Source organism: Syntrophorhabdaceae bacterium, assembly GCA_036504895.1.
In the GTDB taxonomy this organism is placed as follows: Bacteria; Desulfobacterota; Syntrophorhabdia; order Syntrophorhabdales; family Syntrophorhabdaceae; genus PNOM01.
This window is the reverse complement of sequence record DASXUJ010000031.1, coordinates 1-20,685: the sequence shown is the minus strand read 5'-3', so window position 1 is coordinate 20,685 and position 20,685 is coordinate 1. Positions and strand designations below refer to the sequence as shown.

The 20,685-nt window shown below is 50.7% G+C and carries 17 protein-coding genes; all 17 read left to right on the top strand.

Annotated features, from left to right (window positions below; translation table 11 throughout):
• A partial coding sequence (locus VGJ94_04155) for a glycosyltransferase family 4 protein (protein ID HEY3275791.1) occupies positions 1-772 on the top strand: 772 nt, incomplete at its 5' end.
• A 56-nt stretch (positions 773-828) separates the two neighbouring features.
• On the top strand, positions 829-1,824 hold the full coding sequence (galE, locus tag VGJ94_04150; GenBank protein HEY3275790.1) for a UDP-glucose 4-epimerase GalE: 996 nt from the start codon (positions 829-831) through the stop codon (positions 1,822-1,824).
• Between the two features lie 3 nt (positions 1,825-1,827).
• On the top strand, positions 1,828-2,919 hold the full coding sequence (locus VGJ94_04145) for a glycoside hydrolase family 99-like domain-containing protein (protein HEY3275789.1): 1,092 nt from the start codon (positions 1,828-1,830) through the stop codon (positions 2,917-2,919).
• Complete coding sequence (locus tag VGJ94_04140) at positions 2,916-3,872, top strand: glycosyltransferase (protein HEY3275788.1); 957 nt, start codon at positions 2,916-2,918, stop codon at positions 3,870-3,872. Before VGJ94_04145 ends, VGJ94_04140 begins: the two co-directional genes overlap by 4 nt.
• 3 nt (positions 3,873-3,875) lie before the next feature.
• The gene (locus tag VGJ94_04135) at positions 3,876-4,868 is read left to right on the top strand and encodes a glycosyltransferase family 2 protein (GenBank protein ID HEY3275787.1); all 993 of its coding nucleotides are present in this window, start codon (positions 3,876-3,878) and stop codon (positions 4,866-4,868) included.
• Positions 4,869-4,990: 122 nt separating this feature from the next.
• Positions 4,991-6,097, top strand: a complete 1,107-nt coding sequence (locus VGJ94_04130) for a DegT/DnrJ/EryC1/StrS family aminotransferase (GenBank protein ID HEY3275786.1) — start codon at positions 4,991-4,993, stop codon at positions 6,095-6,097.
• A 13-nt stretch (positions 6,098-6,110) separates the two neighbouring features.
• Positions 6,111-7,208 (top strand): FemAB family XrtA/PEP-CTERM system-associated protein, encoded by a 1,098-nt coding sequence (locus tag VGJ94_04125; protein ID HEY3275785.1) that lies wholly within the window; start codon positions 6,111-6,113, stop codon positions 7,206-7,208.
• Between the two features lie 79 nt (positions 7,209-7,287).
• Positions 7,288-8,436: a glycosyltransferase family 4 protein gene (locus tag VGJ94_04120; protein ID HEY3275784.1), complete on the top strand. Its 1,149-nt coding sequence runs from the start codon at positions 7,288-7,290 to the stop codon at positions 8,434-8,436.
• 108 nt (positions 8,437-8,544) lie between these two features.
• The gene (locus VGJ94_04115; GenBank protein ID HEY3275783.1) at positions 8,545-9,894 is read left to right on the top strand and encodes a glycosyltransferase; all 1,350 of its coding nucleotides are present in this window, start codon (positions 8,545-8,547) and stop codon (positions 9,892-9,894) included.
• Between the two features lie 27 nt (positions 9,895-9,921).
• Positions 9,922-11,274 (top strand): O-antigen ligase family protein, encoded by a 1,353-nt coding sequence (locus tag VGJ94_04110; GenBank protein HEY3275782.1) that lies wholly within the window; start codon positions 9,922-9,924, stop codon positions 11,272-11,274.
• On the top strand, positions 11,271-12,470 hold the full coding sequence (locus tag VGJ94_04105; protein ID HEY3275781.1) for an ATP-grasp domain-containing protein: 1,200 nt from the start codon (positions 11,271-11,273) through the stop codon (positions 12,468-12,470). The genes VGJ94_04110 and VGJ94_04105 overlap by 4 nt, the downstream gene beginning before the upstream one ends.
• Entirely contained in the window at positions 12,467-13,588 is a 1,122-nt protein-coding gene (locus VGJ94_04100; protein HEY3275780.1) for a glycosyltransferase, read from the top strand. The genes VGJ94_04105 and VGJ94_04100 overlap by 4 nt, the downstream gene beginning before the upstream one ends.
• A complete protein-coding gene (locus tag VGJ94_04095) occupies positions 13,572-14,681 on the top strand; it encodes a peptidoglycan bridge formation glycyltransferase FemA/FemB family protein (protein ID HEY3275779.1) in 1,110 nt (369 codons plus the stop codon). Before VGJ94_04100 ends, VGJ94_04095 begins: the two co-directional genes overlap by 17 nt.
• 75 nt (positions 14,682-14,756) lie before the next feature.
• Positions 14,757-16,733 (top strand): asparagine synthase (glutamine-hydrolyzing), encoded by a 1,977-nt coding sequence (gene asnB / locus VGJ94_04090; GenBank protein ID HEY3275778.1) that lies wholly within the window; start codon positions 14,757-14,759, stop codon positions 16,731-16,733.
• A complete protein-coding gene (locus tag VGJ94_04085) occupies positions 16,678-17,511 on the top strand; it encodes a methyltransferase domain-containing protein (protein HEY3275777.1) in 834 nt (277 codons plus the stop codon). Before asnB ends, VGJ94_04085 begins: the two co-directional genes overlap by 56 nt.
• Positions 17,508-18,692: a glycosyltransferase gene (locus VGJ94_04080; protein ID HEY3275776.1), complete on the top strand. Its 1,185-nt coding sequence runs from the start codon at positions 17,508-17,510 to the stop codon at positions 18,690-18,692. The genes VGJ94_04085 and VGJ94_04080 overlap by 4 nt, the downstream gene beginning before the upstream one ends.
• 395 nt (positions 18,693-19,087) lie before the next feature.
• Positions 19,088-20,685 (top strand): hypothetical protein (locus VGJ94_04075; GenBank protein HEY3275775.1); only part of this gene is annotated, 1,598 nt, incomplete at its 3' end.

Genomic DNA, 20,685 nt, shown 5'->3' with positions numbered 1-20,685 from the left:
TCATCGGCTTGGGCGGAAAAACCTGGAACAGGTCAAGAACTGCACGGATCATTACATCGTGGTCTCTGAAGCGGTAAAGCAAAATCTTGTATTGAACCATGATATCCCGGCAGAGAAAATCGATATCGTCAAGGGTTTTATCCCTTCATCAGCGCGGGGTCCTGAGCCGGGGGTCCGTGGAAACATACGTGAGTCCCTCAACATTCCCAAAGACGCATTCGTTGTAGGCGGCTCCGGCGCTGAAACATGGCGAAAGGGGAAGGACCTGTTTATTCAGACCGCATTTTCAGTGCGCAAACGGCCCACCGAAAGAGAGATCCATTTCTTGTGGGTTGGCGGCAGTGGACAGGGAACAGAGCTATATGAGCTGGAGCATGACATACGCCATGGGGGCTTATCCGGAAAGGTGCACCTCGTGGACCAGGTGTCGAACCCTGCAGACTATTATACCGAATTCGACGTATTCGTTATGACATCCCGTGAGGATCCCTTCCCCTTGGTTAATCTCGAGGCAGCGGCTCTGGGAAAACCGATCATATGTTTTGATAATGCCGGCGGGACACCCGAATTCATCGAGGAAGACGCGGGCTTCGTGGTGCCCTATCTCGATATAGAGGCGATGGCCGATAAAATTGTTCTTTTCGCCGGAGATGAGCGGCTTAGAAAAGAATGTGGTCTCGCGGCAGCGAGAAAAGTCGCCGAACACCATGACATTGCTGTGGGTGCCGAAAGAATCGCTCAAGTTATAGAAAGGTATACCTCTCGCTGGTGAGCCGGGCCATATCCGGACATGAGGGGAATTTTCATAGTAATAAGGAGGAGGCAGGGATGAAGATATTCGTGACAGGAGGCGCCGGATACATCGGCAGCCATATAGTAAAGAGACTGGGGCAGGAAGGCCACGAACTGATGATATTCGACAATCTATCTACCGGTCATGAGTGGGCCGTGCTGTATGGTGACCTGGTGAGGGGCGACCTCGGTAATGTGGCCGAAATCCGCACGGCTCTCGAGGTTTTTCAACCCGACGCCGTTATTCATTTTGCCGCATCCATCCAGGTGGAAGAGTCGATGAGGGACCCGCTCCAATACTACCGCAACAATGTGACAAATACCATCAACCTTCTGCAGGCCCTTATGGACCAAGGGGTGAGAAACTTTCTCTATTCGTCAACGGCAGCGGTGTACGGAATACCGGAGAGGACGCCTGTCGATGAGACGACGCCCCTGAATCCTATCAATCCCTATGGAGCGTCAAAAGTCATGATCGAGAGAGTACTTATGGACCTTGCCTCGGCTACCGACTTCAGGTACGTGGCGTTGCGGTACTTTAACGTGGCAGGGGCAGACCCGGACGGCCAGATCGGCCAGTCGTACAAAGAGGCGACCCACCTCATCACCCGTGCACTGAAAACAGCCAAGGGGGAGTATAAGAAGATGAAGGTCTTCGGCACGGATTATCCTACCTTCGACGGCACCTGCGTGCGCGATTATATCCATGTGGATGATCTTGCAACTGCCCACCTTAATTCGCTGTATTATCTCCTTGACACCGGAGAAACTACGATCATGAATTGCGGCTACGGTCATGGGTTTTCCGTCCGGGAAGTCGTAGACATTGCCAAGAAGGTTACGGGAGTCGATTTTCCGGTCGAGTACGCTTCGAGGAGGCCGGGAGACCCGCCGGCCCTCATCGCCGACAGCACGCGCCTCAGAGATGCCACGGGATGGAGCCCACGCCATGATGATCTCAGTTTCATCATCAAAACGGCATGGGAGTGGGAGAGGGGGCAGGCCGCGATTCCCTTGTCGCCGAGGGGGTAAAGAATGGTTTCAAAGGTTGCCGCGGCCAGAGTTATTGCGTTCTATCTGCCCCAATTTCATCCAACCCCCGAGAATGACGAGTGGTGGGGTAAAGGTTTTACGGAATGGACAAATACGGCAAAGGCAAAACCGCTTTTCAGGGGTCACTATCAACCCCATGTGCCCGCAGACCTGGGCTTTTATGACCTGAGACTCAATGAGACGCGAATCGCCCAGGCGGAAATGGCCGGCCGGTATGGGATCGAAGCATTTTGCTATTATCACTACTGGTTCGGCGGCAAACGACTTCTCGAAAGACCCTTCAATGAAGTTCTTGCATCCGGAGAGCCTGAATTCCCCTTCTGTCTTTGCTGGGCAAACCATTCCTGGACCGGCATTTGGGCGGGTTCCCCTGGAAAATGCTTAATTGAACAGGTCTATCCGGGAGTTGAGGACCACAGGCAACATTTCTTTGAGCTCCTCCGGGCTTTTACGGATCATAGGTATCTCACGGTAGACGGCAAACCATTGTTCCTGATATACGATCCCATGAGAATACCGGAGATACGACAATTAACCGACCTTTGGCGAAAAATGGCCGAAGAGTCCGGCTTAAAGGGCCTTTACCTGGTCGGAGTGGCCTGGCAGTCGGGGTGGAATGCAAGACAATACGGATTCGATGCCTCGACGGCAAAGGACAGGCTCCCTGCGCTGTCGAACGGCTGGGTCTCAAAGCGCAGGCCCGTTAAATGGCTGCAAAATTCATATCGAAAACGACTTGGAAGGCCGACTGTCCATCTCTATGAAAATATGGTTTCAGAATGGGTCCGTCAGAATGATACAGGCGATTTCCCATGTGTAATCCCGAATTGGGACAACACCCCCAGAAGCGGAACGCAAGGTCTGGTGCTTCATCGTGGTACGCCTGAGTTATTCAGGCAAGTTTTAAGAAAAGCATTGGAAAACATCAGAGGCAGGTCCGCAGAAGAGAGGCTTGTATTCGTAAAATCATGGAATGAATGGGCGGAAGGAAATCACCTTGAGCCGGACATGAAATTCGGAAAGGGTTTTCTGGAAGTAATAGGTGACGAGATGTATAAAGGATCATTCCGATGAAGAGTCCCGACATATCGGTAATAATCTGCACCTGTAACAGGGCGGATCGTCTGGCCGGGCTCTTTAAAGACCTGGAGTCGCAGATCATCGGAGAACCGGGTTTCCCGTGGGAGATCGTGCTCGTCGATAATAATTCAACAGATCGCACCAGGGAACTGGTAGAAAAGTGGAGGGAAGAGGGCGTGCTGGATGTCCGGTATGTCTTTGAAAAAAGGCAGGGCAAATGTTTTGCTCTGAATACCGGGATAGGCTCTGCAAGGGGTGAACTGCTCGCCTTCACCGATGATGATGTGAAACTGGATAAATATTGGATTTCATCCATTCACGAGGCTTCGCTCGGGTACCCCCACAGCTGTTTCGGCGGCAGGGTCCTTCCCATGGGCGATATCCCGCTGCCGCCCTGGCTCACGGATATAGACGCGAAATACCGTATATATGGTGGGGCCCTTGTAAAGCATGACCATGGTGCCGAGCCGGAAGAATACGGACCTTTGTCGAATCCCCCCATAGGCGCAAATATGTTCGTCCGTAAACAGATTTTCGAAAAACATGGATACTTCAACACGAAACTCGGCTATCTGAGTAGCGAGGTGAATATCGGCAGCGAAGATTCAGAGATAATGCATCGTTTCAGAACCGCAGGTGAGGCCATTCTCTATTATCCGAAGGCGCTGGTACACCATCCTGTACCGGTAGACCGGATAAACAAGGCATACTTCAGAAAGTGGTGGTGGGGTAACGGACGAGGCAAGGCCCGCTGGTTCGACGTTCCCCGGGACGGGGTCCGTTACCTGAATGTGCCGAGATATCTTTTCAGGGTGCTTGCGACGGACATGGTGCGGTGGATTACGGCGTGTGCGGGTCAAAAAGAATACAAGCGCTTCTACCGGGAAATGAGGATGCTTCACACGCTGGGCACTATATACGAGTTTTACATGAGTGGGGAAGGGTAGGCAATGGGTACGAATCCACCCGATGTCGCCGGAAAAGTGAGCGTCATCATCCCCACATATAACAGGGCCCATTTCATAAAGAATGCGGTCGAGAGCATCCAAAATCAGGAATATAAGAACCTGGAGATCGTCATCGTCGACGATGGATCCCGCGATGATACAGCGGAAATCGTCCGCCGTCTCCAGGAAGAAGATCAGAGGATTCGATTTTTCTCCAACGACCGGACCAAAGGTCCCTCAGGTGCGAGAAATACGGGGATTCTCAATTCATCGGGAGAATATGTTGCGTTCCTCGACTCCGATGACGTCTGGTTGTCGGGTCATTTGGAGAAAGGGATAGAAATCTTTGAAAATCACCACGACGTAGACGTTCTCTTCGGGAACTTCACTGTTGCCGATTTTGTCGGAAATAAATCCCTCTATAATTTTTTTGACAAGAAAGAACTTTTCCCGACACTCAATACCGTTCCGATTAGCCCCGGCGCCAGACAGATAAAAGACGACCTGTTTAGGGCTTTAATTAGAGAAAATTTCTTCCTCGTGGGGAGTTCCCTCCATAGGAGGAAGGTCATAGATGGTATTCTCTTCGAAGAGAATATCACGTACGCCGAAGACAGGGACTTTGCGATCAGGCTGTATATGGAAAAAGGCGCCAAATTCGCTTTCAGGGTAGATCCGGTGTTTATACTCTACAGACACGATTCAAGCTTAACCCAATATGACGATCTGCCTAAAAGGCAGAAGCTGATTCAATCGCACTTGTTTCTCTTCTCGAAATATCTGAAAAACTATGACCTCAGCAGATCGAACAGAATTCTTCTCAATAAATTGATCTCAAACGAGTTTCTTGCCCTTGCAGGCATAAATGGCGAAATGAAGAGATACCGACTCATGCTCGGTTCTTTGGTCGAGAGCTGCAAGCGCGGAATTTCTCTCGGCCAACCAAAGGCTCTTCTTAAATTGATCTATCTTGCTCTCGTGATGAAAGAAAATTGAGGCGTCCGAACTTGCCCCCATTCTACTCCGTCCCTCCGTCGGGTAATAAAATTCCTGTTGTCACAATACTTCGGGCAATAAGGAGGCTCTTGTCTTTTTCGGGTGATGAGACGGTCACCTCAATGAGAAAATTCTTTGGAAGCGCGCAGATTTTTAGTCTTTCTTCCGGCCGCGCTGCCCTCTGGTTGATCCTTAAGGCGCAATCGAGACTGAAACCTGGGAAGAAGGAGGTTCTGATCCCCGCATATACCTGTCCGGCGTTGGCATCATCCATCTTGAAGGCAGGCCTTAGACCCGCACTGGTGGATATCACTCTTCCCAATTTCGGCTTATCCGTTGAAGATTTGCAAAGGGCCGCAGGACCCGATACGCTCGCTGCAGTCATTGTGCACCTTTTCGGATTCCCTGCAAATGTGGGGGAAATAAATAAATTCTGCAAAGAGAAGGATATTTTTCTTATCGAAGACTCTGCTCAGGCATTACGAAATCCGGCGGTCGGTTCGCCCGGAACAATGGCCGGACTTGAAGGGGATGCCGGTTTTTTCAGCTTCGGCAGGGGAAAGCCGCTTAGTGTGTTACATGGCGGGGTTGCAGTATTCGGTTCCGAGGATATTTTCGATTCGGCAACTGCCATATTCAAGGATTTAACGGCGCCGTCTATGACAGCTGCGATGGAATATGCAGTAAAACTTTGCTCTTATCTCGTTTTTTCCCATCCTCGGTTTTATTGGATTCCCGAAAAACTATCTTTTCTCCACCTTGGAGAGACGATTTTCGAACCTGAATTCGAAGCATCAAAAGGCTTGCGATTTGGCAGGCTTATTTTCAATGAGATGGCGCACCTCGTGAACGAGGAACAGGTAATCAGAGAGAGGAACTCATTATGGTACGGGGAAGCTTTTAATGGCTTACGCCACGTAGTCAGGCCACCCGTTTTACCCTTTCCCTATCTTCGATATCCATTGATGATTCGAGAAACGGAATTGAGGGATATCATTCTCAATGAACTAAGGAGCCAAGGAACGGGAGCTGCCCTTTATTACCCCTCACCGCTCAATACACTGCCCGGCTTGAGAGATGTTCTGCAAGATCCGCGGGTATACGAAAATGCAGAAAAGATCTCAAAACAGCTCATTACCCTGCCCGTGCACTCGGGCGTCACCCCGAGGGATCTTGAGGCGATAAAGTCCATCGTACTCAATGCGGCCGCAACATGGAGCAACAGATAGAGGAATTAACCTAATGACGGAACTTACCTTTCACACTCTTGATCATGAATCTGCCTGGGACGACTACGTAACGGGCCACCCTGATGGAACGTTCTGTCATCTCAGCGGGTGGAGGGATGTTTTCAAAGAGACTTACGGGCACAAGGACTATTATGTGTCGGCACGGAACGGAGGCGCAATCGTCGGGGTATTGCCCCTTTTTCTTCTCAAGAGCCTCGGCAGAGGAAGCAGGCTGATCTCAATGCCTTTCCTTGACTGCGGGGGCATTTTAGCTGAGAACAGCGACGTCGAAAAGGAGATCTTTTGCCGGGCAACGAATTTTGCAGGAGCGGTGAAAGCAAAAGCCATTGAGCTTCGCTATGGCGGGCCACTGCAGCGGGCTCGGGTAGTGACGGGAACAGAGGAAGGAAGGGGGGCAGTTTTTGTCGACGGCATAGAGATGCCTTTTTTAGCGCGATCCCATAAAGTGCGGATGCTGCTCAAGCTTCCGGATAACACTGACGCCCTTATGGCTTCGTTCAAGTCAAAGCTGCGGAGCCAGATAAGAAGACCGATCAAAGAAGGGTGCGAAGTCTCTATCGGGGGCGTGGAGTTGGTGAATGACTTTTATCGTGTTTTCACAGTCAATATGCGCGACCTTGGATCACCGGTACACTCAAAGAATCTTTTTCTCAATATCTTCAAGAAATTTTCCGACAAAATTAAAATTGTCCTTGTTCGCAAGGAGGGGATACCCATTGCCGCGAGTGTGATTATCGGCTTCAGGGGAACCCTTTCCAATCCCTGGGCATCCTCACTCAAAGAACACAGCCGGCTGAGCCCCAATATGCTTTTATATTGGGCTGCCCTGGCCTATGGCTGTGAAAATGGTTTCTCCTATTTTGACTTCGGGCGATCTTCTCCGGGGGAAGGCACTTTCAGATTTAAAGAACAGTGGGGAGCGGAGCCTCAACCTTTGAACTGGCTTATCTTTTCTCTAAATGGAAGGTCCGCAGAAGAAGACGGACTCGAAAAGTCGAAATATTCAAAAGCTATTTATTACTGGAAATTGCTCCCCGTCCCTCTTACCAGACTTATCGGACCGAGGGTTAGAAAACATATAGGACTTTAAGTAAGATGGCGGACACCGGAACTCGCGCATGTTTCGTGATATTGCCGCCGGTGACACAAATATTCGAAAGGGGAAGAGGGTGAACATCCAATATTTGACTTATAGCTCACAATCGGGCGTGGTGCAACAGGTGATCACCCAGCTGGCAAGAAAAGGGGCGAATATTACACTGAAGAACATCGGCAGCGACATTTTATTCAGCAGGCGGTCTGCCCTTCATCCTAACCTGCTTCTCACCTCTCTTTGCGCACTCCAGTCTCTCCATTATTTTAAACGGGAATGGGCGGAATGGCTCAGATCTCCGAACTTGAGCGGTCAAAAAGCGGGGGAATTGATAAGCTCATTTCTGAGAGTGCCTCTTGCCTTCGATATCATGACCCGTAAAGCGGCGCATGTCATAGATCAGGGGACAGATGCAGATTGCATCCTCCAGTCGGGTGTGATCTTTTCGCCTTCATACGAGCGGCCGAAGAAGCCCTTTTTTCTGTCAATGATCGATAATACGTACAGAATGGGAGCACCCTTTCTGCCTCGGAAATATGAAGAATATGAGGGACGGGTATACCATTTTGCATCCAGGATCTTTGCGATGAGCCATAATGTGAAACGTTCTTTGATGCACGATTACTCCGTGCCGGAAGACCGGATAGAAGTGGTGGGGGTCGGTCCGAATGTGACTCCCGAAATTCTGGGGGATGAACTCAACTGCTTGAAAAAGGAACCCTACAGAATAGTCTTTATAGGCATATGGTTCGAGCAGAAAGGCGGATTTTATCTAGTTGAGGCATTCCGCAGACTAAGAAAAAAGATACCCTCGGCCACCCTGATAATTATAGGGGGAACTCCGCCCATCGTCGAGGACGGGATAACTGTACTGGGACAAATTCCTCCCCTTGATGTGGCCCGGGAGCTATGCAAGGCCTCATTATTCGTTCTTCCCTCGATACGCGAGCCTTTTGGAATTGCCTTTCTGGATGCCATGTCTTTCGGTTTACCCTGCATAGGCACCAATGTCGAAGCAATCCCGGAAATCATCGACAACGGATACACGGGATTTCTGGTACCGCCTGCCGATGCGAATGCATTAGCGGAAAAAATGTATGAAGTGCTTGAGAACAAGTCAGCGGCGTCTTCCATGGGAGACGCGGGCCGCATTAAAGTTAACCGCCAATTCAACTGGCAGATTATCGGCGACAGGATCTTCTCCATTCTCGAGAAGCATTTATGAGAACTGCGTGGCGTCCTGCACTAATTGATCCGTCCGGCAATGACGTCATTTCTGAGAGCACCTTCCGGAGTTGATTCGAACAGGCTACCGTCCCTTCCTGACAAAAAGATGGCTCATCTAAGAAAAATACTGATTGTAGTCTACCTGTTTCCCCCTATTTCGGCGGTAGGAGCTATACGTTTTGCCAAATTTGCCAAATTCTTGCCGGAATTCGGCTGGGAGCCTGTTATCTACACAGTCGATCCCTCCCGATATGAGGACCACCGGTTTGAGGAGGGGTCGGGAGAGGACGATCCACACCTCATATATCGTGCCAGACCGGTTCCGGGGCCCCTCGAAATCTATAGCAGGCTCTTTCCCCGGGTAAACCATCGATCGGCGGACCAGCCCGAATTCGCGGCCCAAGGCGCAGGGCAGGAAGAAAGTCGGTCGTTAAAGAGAATTGTCAGTTCCCTGCTCAGGATTCCTGACGACAAACCGGGCTGGATGGCAAGCGTGGTCAAAAACGGCTACAGGATCATGAAAAAGCACGGAATAGATGTGTTCATGACATCCGGTCCCCCAATGGGTACCCATATGGCCGGCGCCCTTCTGAAGGCGGCAACAGGGGCAAAATGGTTTGCCGATTTCAGGGATCCATGGTGGGGCACCTGCCGCCGCCTAGCGCCTGAATTCAGGAGCACCTTGTCCGACGCACTCACGAAGAGAATGGAATCCTTTGTGGTAAGACGCGCCGACGTGGTAATCTCCACAGCTCCCAGTTTGACGGACTATTTCAGGTCCCTCCTGAACTCCGAACAAGGAAGTAAATGCATAACCATCACGAACGGGTTCGATGAAGATGATTTCACCGGTATACATGGTGAGACGTCGTCGGCTCGTGCTTCCGGAATACGCATATGCCACGCAGGGTCCCTTTACGCAGGAAGAAACCCGGAACCCTTCTTTGCCGCGCTTCGGGCGCTTCTGCTGCGGGGAGCACTCGATAAAAAATCGATTGACGTCGAATTCATCGGAGATTGCAGCGACTACAACGGAACCTCGATGGCCGAGCTGGTACAAAAATACAGTCTTGAATCAGTCGTGAATTTTACGGGCCTTATGCCCCACCGCGACTGCCTGGAAAGACTCACGAACGCCGACGGTCTGTTATTATTCGCTCAGGATTTTGCCGAGCAGATTCCCGCAAAGATCTTTGAATATTTGCGGATCGATAAACCTATTTTTGCTTTGGTGACTGACGGTGATGCGGGAAGGGTTCTGAAATCTTCTCCCCGGGCATTTCTTGCGGACCCCCATACCGCAGGCCAGGTAGAAGAGAGACTTCTGCAGATGCTCCGATTCATAAGTAAACCCGATCTTTCGGATGAAAGGGAAACTAATTTCAGGCAGTACGACCGCAGGATCCTGACACAACGACTGGCCGAATATCTCGATTATTACAGGCCGGTCCATTAAAGATGAAATGATTTGAGGAGGAGCAGGATGGATAAGTACGGAAGAATACGCACTCGGGGAGGTAACGGCATTCGGATAAATGCGACAGGTGCGGCAATAGAGACAAACATCCAAAACGAACGCACGAAAACCCCGCTCCTGCAGTTGGTCTTCTATGTTTTCGCCTTTGTGATCCTGGCGCGTCCCCAGGACCTTTTTCCTTTTCTCGTCCCCTTCAGGCCCGTTCTGGTTGTTGAAGCTTTTACTCTCTTGCTCTTTATCCTCCACTATTCGGAACTCGTGCCCGGTATGTCCACAAATAATAAGCAGGTGAGACTCTTTATCGCTCTTATAGGGATGATGGTATTGAGTATCCCCCTTGCATATCATCGCAGCCTTGCATTCGGATTTGTAATAGATTACCTCAAGGTCGGGCTGTTCTTCTTTCTCTTCCTGACCATTGCCGATACGGCAGATTCAGTGAGGATGGTTTTAAAGACGGCATGTCTCGGCGTTCTGATGTATACGCTATTCATTCTGCTTACAGGTCTGGACAACAGAACTACCGCCGGCGGTATGTTCGATGCAAATGATATCGCTTTTTTCATCATCTCCTTTCTTCCCTTCAATTTTCTCTTCCTTGACAGAACAAATTCGATCTTTATGAAAGTAGTGTCCATTCTAAACCTCGGACTCGGCAGTCTCACCATACTTCTCACGGGGTCGAGAGGCGGTTTTGTAAGCCTGCTCCTGGTCTTTGTCTTGTTGCTGTTCTCGAGGACCCGCACCGTCAAGGCCATGTATAAGGTGTTATTCGTGGTCCTCTGTCTCGCTCTGATCTTCTTCAAGAGCTCAAGTATCGATTTCGCACGCTTGGGGACTGTGTTCAGCCCCGCCGGGGACTATAATTTGACCGATGAATGGGGAAGAAAGGACATATGGGAGAGGGGCATAAAACTTATGATCACTCACCCCGTTACCGGAGTAGGGGCGGGATGTTTCGATATGGCCCTGGGTGAGGGAAGGCGGGAGGAGGGGAAGATCCCCAAATGGCAAACCGCCCACAATTCATTGATCCAAGTCGGTGCCGAAACAGGGTTGGCCGGATTGGTCCTGTTTCTTCTTCTGAGTTTTAATGCATACAAAACATTTTCGGCAGCGGCAAAAAAAGGACGGTCCAAAGAACTTATCGAAATTGGTGAAATGGCCCGCATAGGATTCGCCGGCCAATTCGTCGCCGCATGTTTTCTCAGCCAGGCTTACTCACCTTATTATGTATTTTATATAGCCTTGTCGGTATTCCTGGTCAAACTTCTCGACAAGGAAACCGATCTCGATTCCCGAACCAAAAAGGTAATTGAGATTTCCAGGCCCTTTCGTGTAAAGAAGGCGGCAGGATGAAAATTCTGGTAACGAACGCCAACAGCAGAATGGCATGCTCCATCGCGCGTTCTATGGCAAGAAACGGACATTCCGTGATAGCTGCCGATTACGTGCCTAAGGCGATGACCTTTTTCTCGAGGTATATTTCCGACAGGTTTCTCTATCCTTCTCCCTACTCCAAGCCAGCCGATTTTGTCCGCCACCTGACTATGAGGATCATTCGCGACGGTGTGGATTTTCTGATCCCGACTCACGAAGAGACATTCCTGATTGCAAAACACGCGCATATGTTCAACAAAATTACTCTTATGACCGTTCCCGATTATTCCGCCGTTCTGGAGGTGCATAACAAAGACAGGCTCTATTCTCATCTGCAAAACCTCTCTATTCTCACCCCTAAAACCATTCCTTTGTCCGGGTGTAGTGATTTCTCAGAACTGCGTAATATATTGCCCGGAAAGGCTCTCCTTAAGCCGCGGCAGGGGGGTGGGAATTGGGGAATTAAGTACCTCGACCGATCTTCGGATTACGAGGTGCAGATAAAGAATTACCTGACGTCGAATGCAATTGCCCGCGAGCGCGTACTCATCCAGGAATGGGTGCCTATACTCAAGAAATATTCACATGTGGTCATTTATCAAAAGGGTAAGCTGATTCAGGATTTCGCGGACATTCACCTTCGCGATTATCCATATGCGGGCGGGGCAGGTTCTCTCAGAATCAGTTGCGATCCCGGGCCCATGCGAGAAATTTCCAAAAGACTCTTCGACAGTCTCGGATGGCACGGGGTCGCAGAGGTTGAATACGTTACTCACCGGGAAACGGGAGATTTCTATATGATCGAGGTTAACCCGAGAATATGGGGCGGGTTGAACAGCGCCATGAGTTCCGGTCTCAATATCCCCGACATGCTTCTCCGAATAGCCAAGGGCAAGGAAGCGATGAAACCGGTAGAATATACCAGGGGCGTCGTAACAAGATGGTTCTGGGGCGACTTACGCGTTTTTCCGGAATATCTCAGGCAAAGTCCTTCGAAGCTTGGCGCATTGGGCGAATACATGAAATTGATGGTTAATGGGGCCACCACAGACGAGTTTCGCTGGGACGATCCCCTGCCGTTTTTTGTGTGGCCGGCCCATGCATTATTTAAAAGCATCAGGTACCGGTCATTGAGACCTGTCGCCTATGACAGCCTCGGTGGAGAATGGGAGTGAAAGTCTTGAAAGTGGTGCACATTATCGCATCCAACAGCATCGGGGGGGCCGAACAGGTGCTGCTCGACATTTGCCGCTCCCTGAAAACCGAAAAAGTGAAATTTGAAGCGGCTTTATTTGTTCAGCCCGGACAGTCCTGGGGGAACGCCTTTGCGAAAATGTTGGGCGATTACCAGATACCCCTTCATTTCATAGAGATGCATTTTCCTCTCAATCCTTCCGAGATCCTTCAAATTTGCAGAATTGTGAAAAAAACCACCCCTTCCGTGGTCCACTGTCATGGGATGAGAGCAGACCTTTTCGGAGGCATCGCAGCCAAACTGTGTGGCGTCCCGGCGGTGACGACCGTGCACGGATGGGTCCCCTTTACCCGAAAGATGAAGTTCTATACGTGGCTGGACCTGAAATCCATGAGGCTCTTTGATACGGTTATGCCCGTTTCCCGCTCCCTGGAAAAGGACCTGGCTCGATACCGTATAAACCCCCTGAGGGTCCGGCTTGTGCCGAATGTCCCGCCCCGGGCGAGTACGCCGGTTCGCGCCATGGTCCGCAAGCCGAACGGTTCTGTCCTTCAAATAGGATTTGTTGGCCGGCTGAGTCCCGAAAAGGGCCCTCTTTTTCTCATCGACGGAGTAGCGAAACTGAAAGAAACCGTGCCCCTCTTCCTTCATATAGCGGGGGACGGTCCGGAAATGGCTGCCGTTCAAGATAGAATAAGGGTTACAGGACTCGAGGATCGGACAAAAGTATATGGGTATTTTGACAACCCCCGGGATATTTATAATGTTTTAGACGTTCTCGTTCTCCCCTCACTAACCGAAGGTATCCCTCTTGCTCTTCTGGAGGCTATGTCCTTCGGCCTCCCTGTCATTGCGAGTGGAGTCGGCGGAATTCCGGAAATTGTGGAGGATAATGTGAACGGTCTTATTGTCCGGCCAGGTATGGTATCCGATCTGGCAGAGAAGATAGGACTTCTGGCCCGGGACCATGCTCTTCGGGAGAGGATTGGCAACGCGGCGAGAGAAAGGGTTGCCGAATTATGCGACCATCACAGATGGGAACAGCAGATTAACGAGATTTACCAGCGCTATGGAGGTGACAATGCTCTCGTTTCGTGAAGCAGGGGCAGCCGATTTTGATGCCTGGAATAACTTCATCGCCCAGTCCCCTAACGGCAACCTGCGACAGACTACCTACTGGGGAAAAGTAAAGTCCTATTCCGGCTGGGAGCCCTGTTATTACCTTGTGGAGAGGGACGGTGAAATCAAGGCAGTGGCCCTTGTGCAGGAAAGGAATATCCCCGCTGTTCCCCAAAAGCTTCTTTACTGCTGCAGGGGTCCGGTGGCAGACTGGCGGGACCAGGAGACGTGCGAAGCACTTTTTACAGGTTTAAAAGGGGTTCTCAAGGAAAAAAGGGGGTTCCTCCTCCGTATTGATCCTGAGCCCTTCTCGTGGGAAATAGATCAGGATCAGGTTTTTTCCGCCTCGGGTTTTTTAAAGCTTTCCGATCGCTGCACCGCCTGGAACAGGACGCTCTACACCACACGAGTCATATTGGACCTCGATGAAGAAGGCTTGTTCATGCGCATGAGAAGAAGCCATCGCCAGAACATCAATAGTGCGATCAAGGGGGGCGTCGTCACCCGGCACGAGCCTGACTCCGATGATCCGGAAGTATTTGCCGCTCTCATGCAGGGACTGGAGCTGAGGAGAAATTCGATGCTTCATTCGTCACAATATTATGGAGAGGTACTGAATAACCTCGTGAACAGCGGAATAGGCTTTTTCCTCAAAGCCAAAATAGAGGGACGTACCGTCTCGGGCCTCGTGGTGAGTATCCTTGGCGATAAAGGGTGGGCGGTATTCATGGCGAACGATTATTCTTACCGGAAGCTTATGCCAAACAAGGTGTTGCTATGGGAAGCAATCAGACTGAGCAAAAAAATGGGGTGCCGGTTTCTGGACCTGGGTGCTTCACAAGGCTCAGATGATTTCGATCCTGCCCATGACCCGTTGGATAATTTGAAAAGCGCCTATCGCCCTGAGATTGTCCATTACCCCGGATATTTTGATCTGCCGAATTCCTTCTATCCTTTTTTTCGCGTAACGGAAAGCAAGGTGCTGCCCGCTTTGTGGAAGTGGCGTATGAAGGTTCAGAGACTCACCCATCGAAACGGTATGGAAGAAAGGGCTCGCGCAGCCCCCGGGTAGATTGGGGGCATACGTCTCCGTCAAAGAGGTACACCACTTCTCGTTAAGACCCTAAAGGAAAAAAGGAAGGTAAAAATGTGCGGTATTGCAGGCATATTAGATTTGAACCACAAGCGAATCGATCCACACGATTTGTCGATTTTCACTCAAGTCCTGAATCACCGGGGCCCCGATGACCATGGCGTCTGGTTTCGGAATCAGGTGGGCCTGGCGCATACACGTCTTTCAATTATCGATCTCTCCGCAAAGGGCCATCAGCCGATGGCGAATGAAGACGAAACGATCTGGATCACTTTTAACGGTGAGATCTACAATTTCACATCTCTTCGAAAAGATCTTAAAGAAAAGGGACATATATTCAAAAGTGATACCGACACGGAAGTGATCATTCATCTCTACGAAGAAGAGGGAATTTCATGCATGAATCGTCTCAGGGGCATGTTTGCCTTTGCCATATGGGACGAAAAGAAACAGCAGTTGCTGATTGCCAGGGACAGGATCGGAAAAAAACCGCTTTTTTATACCATGCAGGAAAACAGGGTCGTCTTCGCCTCGGAGCTCAAAGCTATCGCGGCTTTACCATGGATAAAGAAGGAGATCGATCTGGAGGCGCTGGCTTACGTATTTTCCTATGACCATATACCATGGCCGCGGTCGATTTACAAAGATATAAGGAAATTACCACCAGGAAGCTTTATGACTTTCGGTCCGAATGGGCAAAGGGGGCCGGAGCGGTATTGGCGTCTTGATCTTTCAAATAAAACGGCAGCCACGGAAAAAGAAGCCCTTGATTTTCTGTCAACACTTCTTAAAGAGTCGATACAATTAAGGATGAGAAGCGACGTTCCTTTGGGGATGTTTCTCTCGGGAGGACTGGATTCGAGTTTTATTGTGGGTCTTGCGAGTAAAATGGTCGACCGGCCGATCAGGACTTTTTCCATAGGTTACCGCGACGAGGGGGTTGACGATCCGGAATTTAGTTACAGTAAGGAAGTGTCGGATTATTTTCACACTGTTCATCAGGAAATACTCTTCGATGAGAGTCTGATCACGGAAATGCCTCACCTCATGTACTCCTACGATGAGCCCTTTTGCATCCCCAATGCGCTGGCCCATTATCAGCTGTGCAGGGAGGCGAGAAAACAGGTTACCGTAGCCCTGGCAGGTGACGGATCAGATGAAATTTTTGCGGGTTACGATGTGTATAAGAAATTCAAGCTTCTCGACCTCGCGAGCATCCTGATCCCGGGAAGGCAGCGTGAAGAGTTTAGCGATTGGCCCATGTTGCCCGTGCGACATAACCTCGTTCCATGGTCGCTCCTGAACGCTCCCCGCGCATTCCGACGAGGCCTCGCAAAACAAATCACCTATCAGGATGCGGTTCGCCCGGTTTTTACCGGCGATGCCTGGCACATTCTAAAAGATCTGAATATGGGACGGCTTCTTTCTGATTTTTATCTTGAAGGTCGGCCGCGCCATTTCCTGGATGGCCTTCTCTACATGGACCTCTTCATTAATTACGCCTGGTCCACCACCATCGCCACCGACATATCGGGCATGTCAAATTCGCTCGAAGTGCGATCACCTTTTCTTGACCATAAAGTCGTGGAATTCGCTTTTTCCCTTCCGGCCCGGATGAAGCTCAGGATGTTTACAAAGGAAAAATATATCCTTTATAAAGCGGGCGCCTCATTCCTGCCGGAGTCGGTGACGAAGAGGAAGAAGATGTCCTACGGCGCGGGAATCCCATATAAACGGTTCTTCTTTAACCAGTGGGCGCCTTTTGTAAAAGATGTCATTCTGGATCAGAAGATTGCCCGGATGGGGATCTTTGACAGATCGTACGTGGAGAGATTGCTGGGAAATCCTGAAGGTCCTTATGAGGACTTCAAGACCTTATGGAGGATATTTTGTACCGCTTCGTTCTTGATTCACCCCACGCCGGATATACAGGCGGACCGGCGACCATTGATCTCAGAAAAGGAGAGGGGCAGAGATGGCGACACAAAGGACCTATCGAAGCATACCGGGCGAGGCGAGACACGTATATGACAATCCGGAGACGGTAAAGCGGTATTCAAACCGATTCCTGTGGCCGGTGGAGGAACACCTGTGTAATACCTATGTCCGGGCTCCCGGAAGACTTCTTGATATTGGATGCGCTGCCGGGAGGATGTCTGTTCCTCTTGGCCGGCAATCCGGCTTTCAGGTGGTGGGACTCGACATTTCTTTCAACCAGGTGAAAGAAGCGCTTGTCGCCGCCCTTGAAAGTGACGCGAGATGCTCTTTCTTTCAATGCGACATGCGGGCGCTCGGATTGGCCGACGGGTCGATGGATTATGTCTTTATCACCTATACATCTATAGGGGCGTTGACGCGACCGAAAGACAGGGAAAGGTGTGTGCAGGAAGTAATGAGGGTTCTGAAGCCGAAGGGCATTGCCTTTATCTCTGTGTGGAATCGTCTCTGGCCGGGAGCCTTCGGATCGTCATGGGCGAAATGGACGGCCCTGTGGCTGATGCGGCTACTCAGACTCAATGCCCACGGCCCGGGAAACAGAGTATGCTGGGAGGCGGGAGGGTACGTTCTCTGGCACTATTTTTCTTTTCCCGAAGCTGCATCATTGTTCAGAAAAGCCGGGCTGGACATATTGGGCATGATACCTTTTGCGGGCGCATGGGCCGAGAACCGTCTGAGTGAAAACTCATGGTGGTCACGCTATTTCGGTGAGGGCCTTTATTTTGTTTTGAGTAAGCCGGACAGAAGGCATGGAGCCCCTGAAATAGATGGACTGCTGAGGAATACAGCGGCCTCGATACGAGCGGAATGAAAGGCCAGGAAAAGATCAACCTTCTTTACGTGGTGATACAGACCAATCTCGGCGGGTCTGAAAGGGTGGTACTGGACCTCGCCCGCCACATCGATCATTCAAGATTTAAAGTACATCTTGCTTATTTCATCCCCGGGACGCTGGGCAGGGCGTTTGATGAAGCCTGTGATGAAACGATTCACATTAAGAAAGGAGACGGTATTGATGCCGGGGCAGTCCTTCAACTATCCCATGTAATTCGCACGAGAAAGATCGATGTGGTCAACGCTCATCATTACATGTGCTATTTTTACAGTTATCTGGCCGGGAAGATTCTGGCAAAGAGGGGATTGGTATATACGGAGCATTCCGTGCCGGAGGTTGAGAGTATCTCCGGAATACATAGGACCATCTGCAAATCATTTATGCGTGGCACGGACGCGGTGGTGGGGGTCTCGCAGGAGATAAGTGATGTGATGAGACAGAAATTTCCCTCCCATGCAAAGAAAATCATCGCCATTCCCAACGGTCTGGACGTTTCAGAATTTGCATCAGATGGCGATTCGGCACGGTGCAGGGCTGGTTTGGGGCTTCGGCCGGAGCAATTCGTCATAGGCATAGTGGCAAACTTTAGATACGTGAAAAACCACACCTGTCTTGTCCGGGCTTTTCACGATTTGAACGGAAGGTATCCCGACACCCGTCTGGTCATGGTGGGGAGAGGGTTTCCTGAAGACTCCGAAAACTCGGAGGGCGAGGTACGGCGCCTGGTGCACGACCTGGGGCTGGACGGACCGGTCATTATGACGGGATACCGTGAAGACACGAAAGATATCCTGAAAAGCCTTGACCTTTTCTGTCTTCCATCCTTTAGCGAAGGACTTCCGGTCAGTATTTTGGAAGCCATGGCTGCGAAAGTGGCCGTGGTGGCGAGCGATGTACGGGGAAACAGGGAAGCCGTCGCCTCCGGGAAAACGGGATTACTTTTCCCGTCAAACGATGACCGGGCATTGTCGCAGGCGCTCCAGCTCATGATCGATGACCGGGAGCTGCGCGTGAGGCTCAGGGAAAGGGCATTCACCCATGTTTCCGAAATCCATGGACTTCGCCGATGGATTTCCCGCTATGAAGACCTTTTCAAATCGATATCATTAAATGGCATCTCCATGAGACAGGCCTGTTTCCGGAATTCAAGTGTATGAGAAAACCAGTCACTCATTTCCACCTGTCGTATGCTAAAACCATCCACCCGGGGAAGGCTCACCGTTCCGGGAGAAAATCGGCGCCGAGGTGTCAGATTATCAAAAACCCTTTCTCACAGGGGTGATAGGAGCGAAAGCGATGGCACGTCTTTAAATTATAGTACTATGGCATGGCACTTGCTCTCTGTTCTGGTACAACAGCGGCCCGTTCGGGAGGGAAGGATGCCGATTACTGTATGTTGAATATCGGCACTCTTTACTTTGGCCGCGGGTAACGTGCGGACCGGGCTCTCAAGCGCGGGATGTGCGAAAAATATCAGAATTGGAGGTAAGACAGGAATGCGGAAACTTAGTTTTATTGTAGTATTGGCCATGTCGCACCGCAGGAGGATGAGATGAAGTTATTCGCATCAGTTGCGTGGGGCATCCTTCTCAGTGTAACCGTTATTACCGGTAGCTTTGCAGCCACCGTAAATCTCCCCTGGTCATCGAGTCTTAATTGTGCTCCCTGGACCTATGACGGCTCTTACAATGTGACACCGCCTGCGGGCTGTTCAGAATTTCAGCTTGAGTCATCAGGCAGCGCCTGCGGGACTTATTCGCAGATAGTGCCGGCAGCTAACCGGTCCGGCAGCGCGGGAAACGGCATTCGACAGCTGGTCGGGCCGGGAGACAACGTAGGCACAACCGGATTCGACATTAATTTCGGGAGCCAGCCATCCGTCTGGATCAGATGGTACCAGAGATATCAGACCGGCTTCACCTGGTCTACTCTGGATCATCATAAAGACCTATATCTGGTCGACTATACGAACGGGAAGACAAATCAGGGTATCATTCCCGAGCCCTATTTCGATACATACAGGGTCTTCTATGCCGCAGGATCAACAACGAATGCCGTGGTGTCGAACGATCCTGCCCATTCAGGGTGGAGCTATATCGGAGACGGTAACTGGCACCTTTACGAGCTGCATGTCACCAAGGCGGGCCTCATTCAGATGTGGATTGACGAACGCCAGATCATTAATGCGAACACGGGTACGACATTTCCCTATAACTGGGGACTCGTGCTATTCGGGTCAAATTCTGCTACACCCAGCAGTACCTGCAAGGCTGTAGATTATGATGACCTCGCAATCAGCAACACGGGCTATATAGGTCCTGTCGGCGGCGGTACGACCCCCACCCCGACTCCGACCCCCACCCCGACTCCGACTCCGACTCCGACTCCGACTCCGAGTGCTGTCTTTACTGAGAGTTTTGAGGACCTCAATTGGGCTTCCCGCTCATGGTATGATAATACGTCTCACGGCCTCCTGGAGACAGCCGGCTGTCAGTCGAAAAATTGCCTTAAATGGTCCTGGGCTCAAGGGGCAACCACACCAACCAATGGAGGCGGTGTACGCAAGCTGTTCACGCCGACTGAAGAGGTATTTCTCAGATATTATGTGAAGGTCGATTCCAACTGGCAGGGGAGTGGCGTCGCCTATCATCCTCACATGGTCCAGATCATGAGTGATAAGGATGATGCGTACCAGTCGCCTGCTTATGCAAATCTCGACACCTACTTCGAAATTAACGGCAACCCTCCGACCGTAATGTTCGGGACCCAGGACAGCGTCCTGATTAACTCATCCCGGGGCACCCCTCCCATAAATCTCGCAGGCATCACGGAGAGCAGAGCTCTCGCAGGCTGTAATGGAGAACTCGGCGATCCCGGTACTTCCGAATCATGCTACCAGAGCGGTAGCTGGTTCAACGGGAGGAATTGGAAAGATACTACCCCGCTGAGTAAGAATGCCTGGCATAAGCTTGAGTTCTATCTGAAGATGAATACCATCTCGGGCGGTGCCGCGCAGGCTGACGGTATCCTGCAGATCTGGGTGGACGGTAATCTGAGGATCTCCAAGTCAAATATGGGCTATCGGACGAATCAGCAGCCGACGAAAAAATTTAATCAACTGTTTTTTGGACCCTACATAGGACCGGGTTC

What these genes read in the sequence shown, in the direction of transcription:
- VGJ94_04110 (HEY3275782.1), top strand. Translation starts at nt 9,922, where the DNA reads ATGGATAAGTACGGAAGAATACGCACTCGGGGAGGTAACGGCATTCGG.
- VGJ94_04115 (HEY3275783.1), top strand. Translation starts at nt 8,545, where the DNA reads ATGGCTCATCTAAGAAAAATACTGATTGTAGTCTACCTGTTTCCCCCT.
- asnB (HEY3275778.1), top strand. Translation starts at nt 14,757, where the DNA reads ATGTGCGGTATTGCAGGCATATTAGATTTGAACCACAAGCGAATCGAT.
- VGJ94_04105 (HEY3275781.1), top strand. Translation starts at nt 11,271, where the DNA reads ATGAAAATTCTGGTAACGAACGCCAACAGCAGAATGGCATGCTCCATC.
- VGJ94_04140 (HEY3275788.1), top strand. Translation starts at nt 2,916, where the DNA reads ATGAAGAGTCCCGACATATCGGTAATAATCTGCACCTGTAACAGGGCG.
- VGJ94_04080 (HEY3275776.1), top strand. Translation starts at nt 17,508, where the DNA reads ATGAAAGGCCAGGAAAAGATCAACCTTCTTTACGTGGTGATACAGACC.
- VGJ94_04125 (HEY3275785.1), top strand. Translation starts at nt 6,111, where the DNA reads ATGACGGAACTTACCTTTCACACTCTTGATCATGAATCTGCCTGGGAC.
- galE (HEY3275790.1), top strand. Translation starts at nt 829, where the DNA reads ATGAAGATATTCGTGACAGGAGGCGCCGGATACATCGGCAGCCATATA.
- VGJ94_04085 (HEY3275777.1), top strand. Translation starts at nt 16,678, where the DNA reads ATGGCGACACAAAGGACCTATCGAAGCATACCGGGCGAGGCGAGACAC.
- VGJ94_04130 (HEY3275786.1), top strand. Translation starts at nt 4,991, where the DNA reads ATGAGAAAATTCTTTGGAAGCGCGCAGATTTTTAGTCTTTCTTCCGGC.
- VGJ94_04145 (HEY3275789.1), top strand. Translation starts at nt 1,828, where the DNA reads ATGGTTTCAAAGGTTGCCGCGGCCAGAGTTATTGCGTTCTATCTGCCC.
- VGJ94_04095 (HEY3275779.1), top strand. Translation starts at nt 13,572, where the DNA reads ATGCTCTCGTTTCGTGAAGCAGGGGCAGCCGATTTTGATGCCTGGAAT.
- VGJ94_04135 (HEY3275787.1), top strand. Translation starts at nt 3,876, where the DNA reads ATGGGTACGAATCCACCCGATGTCGCCGGAAAAGTGAGCGTCATCATC.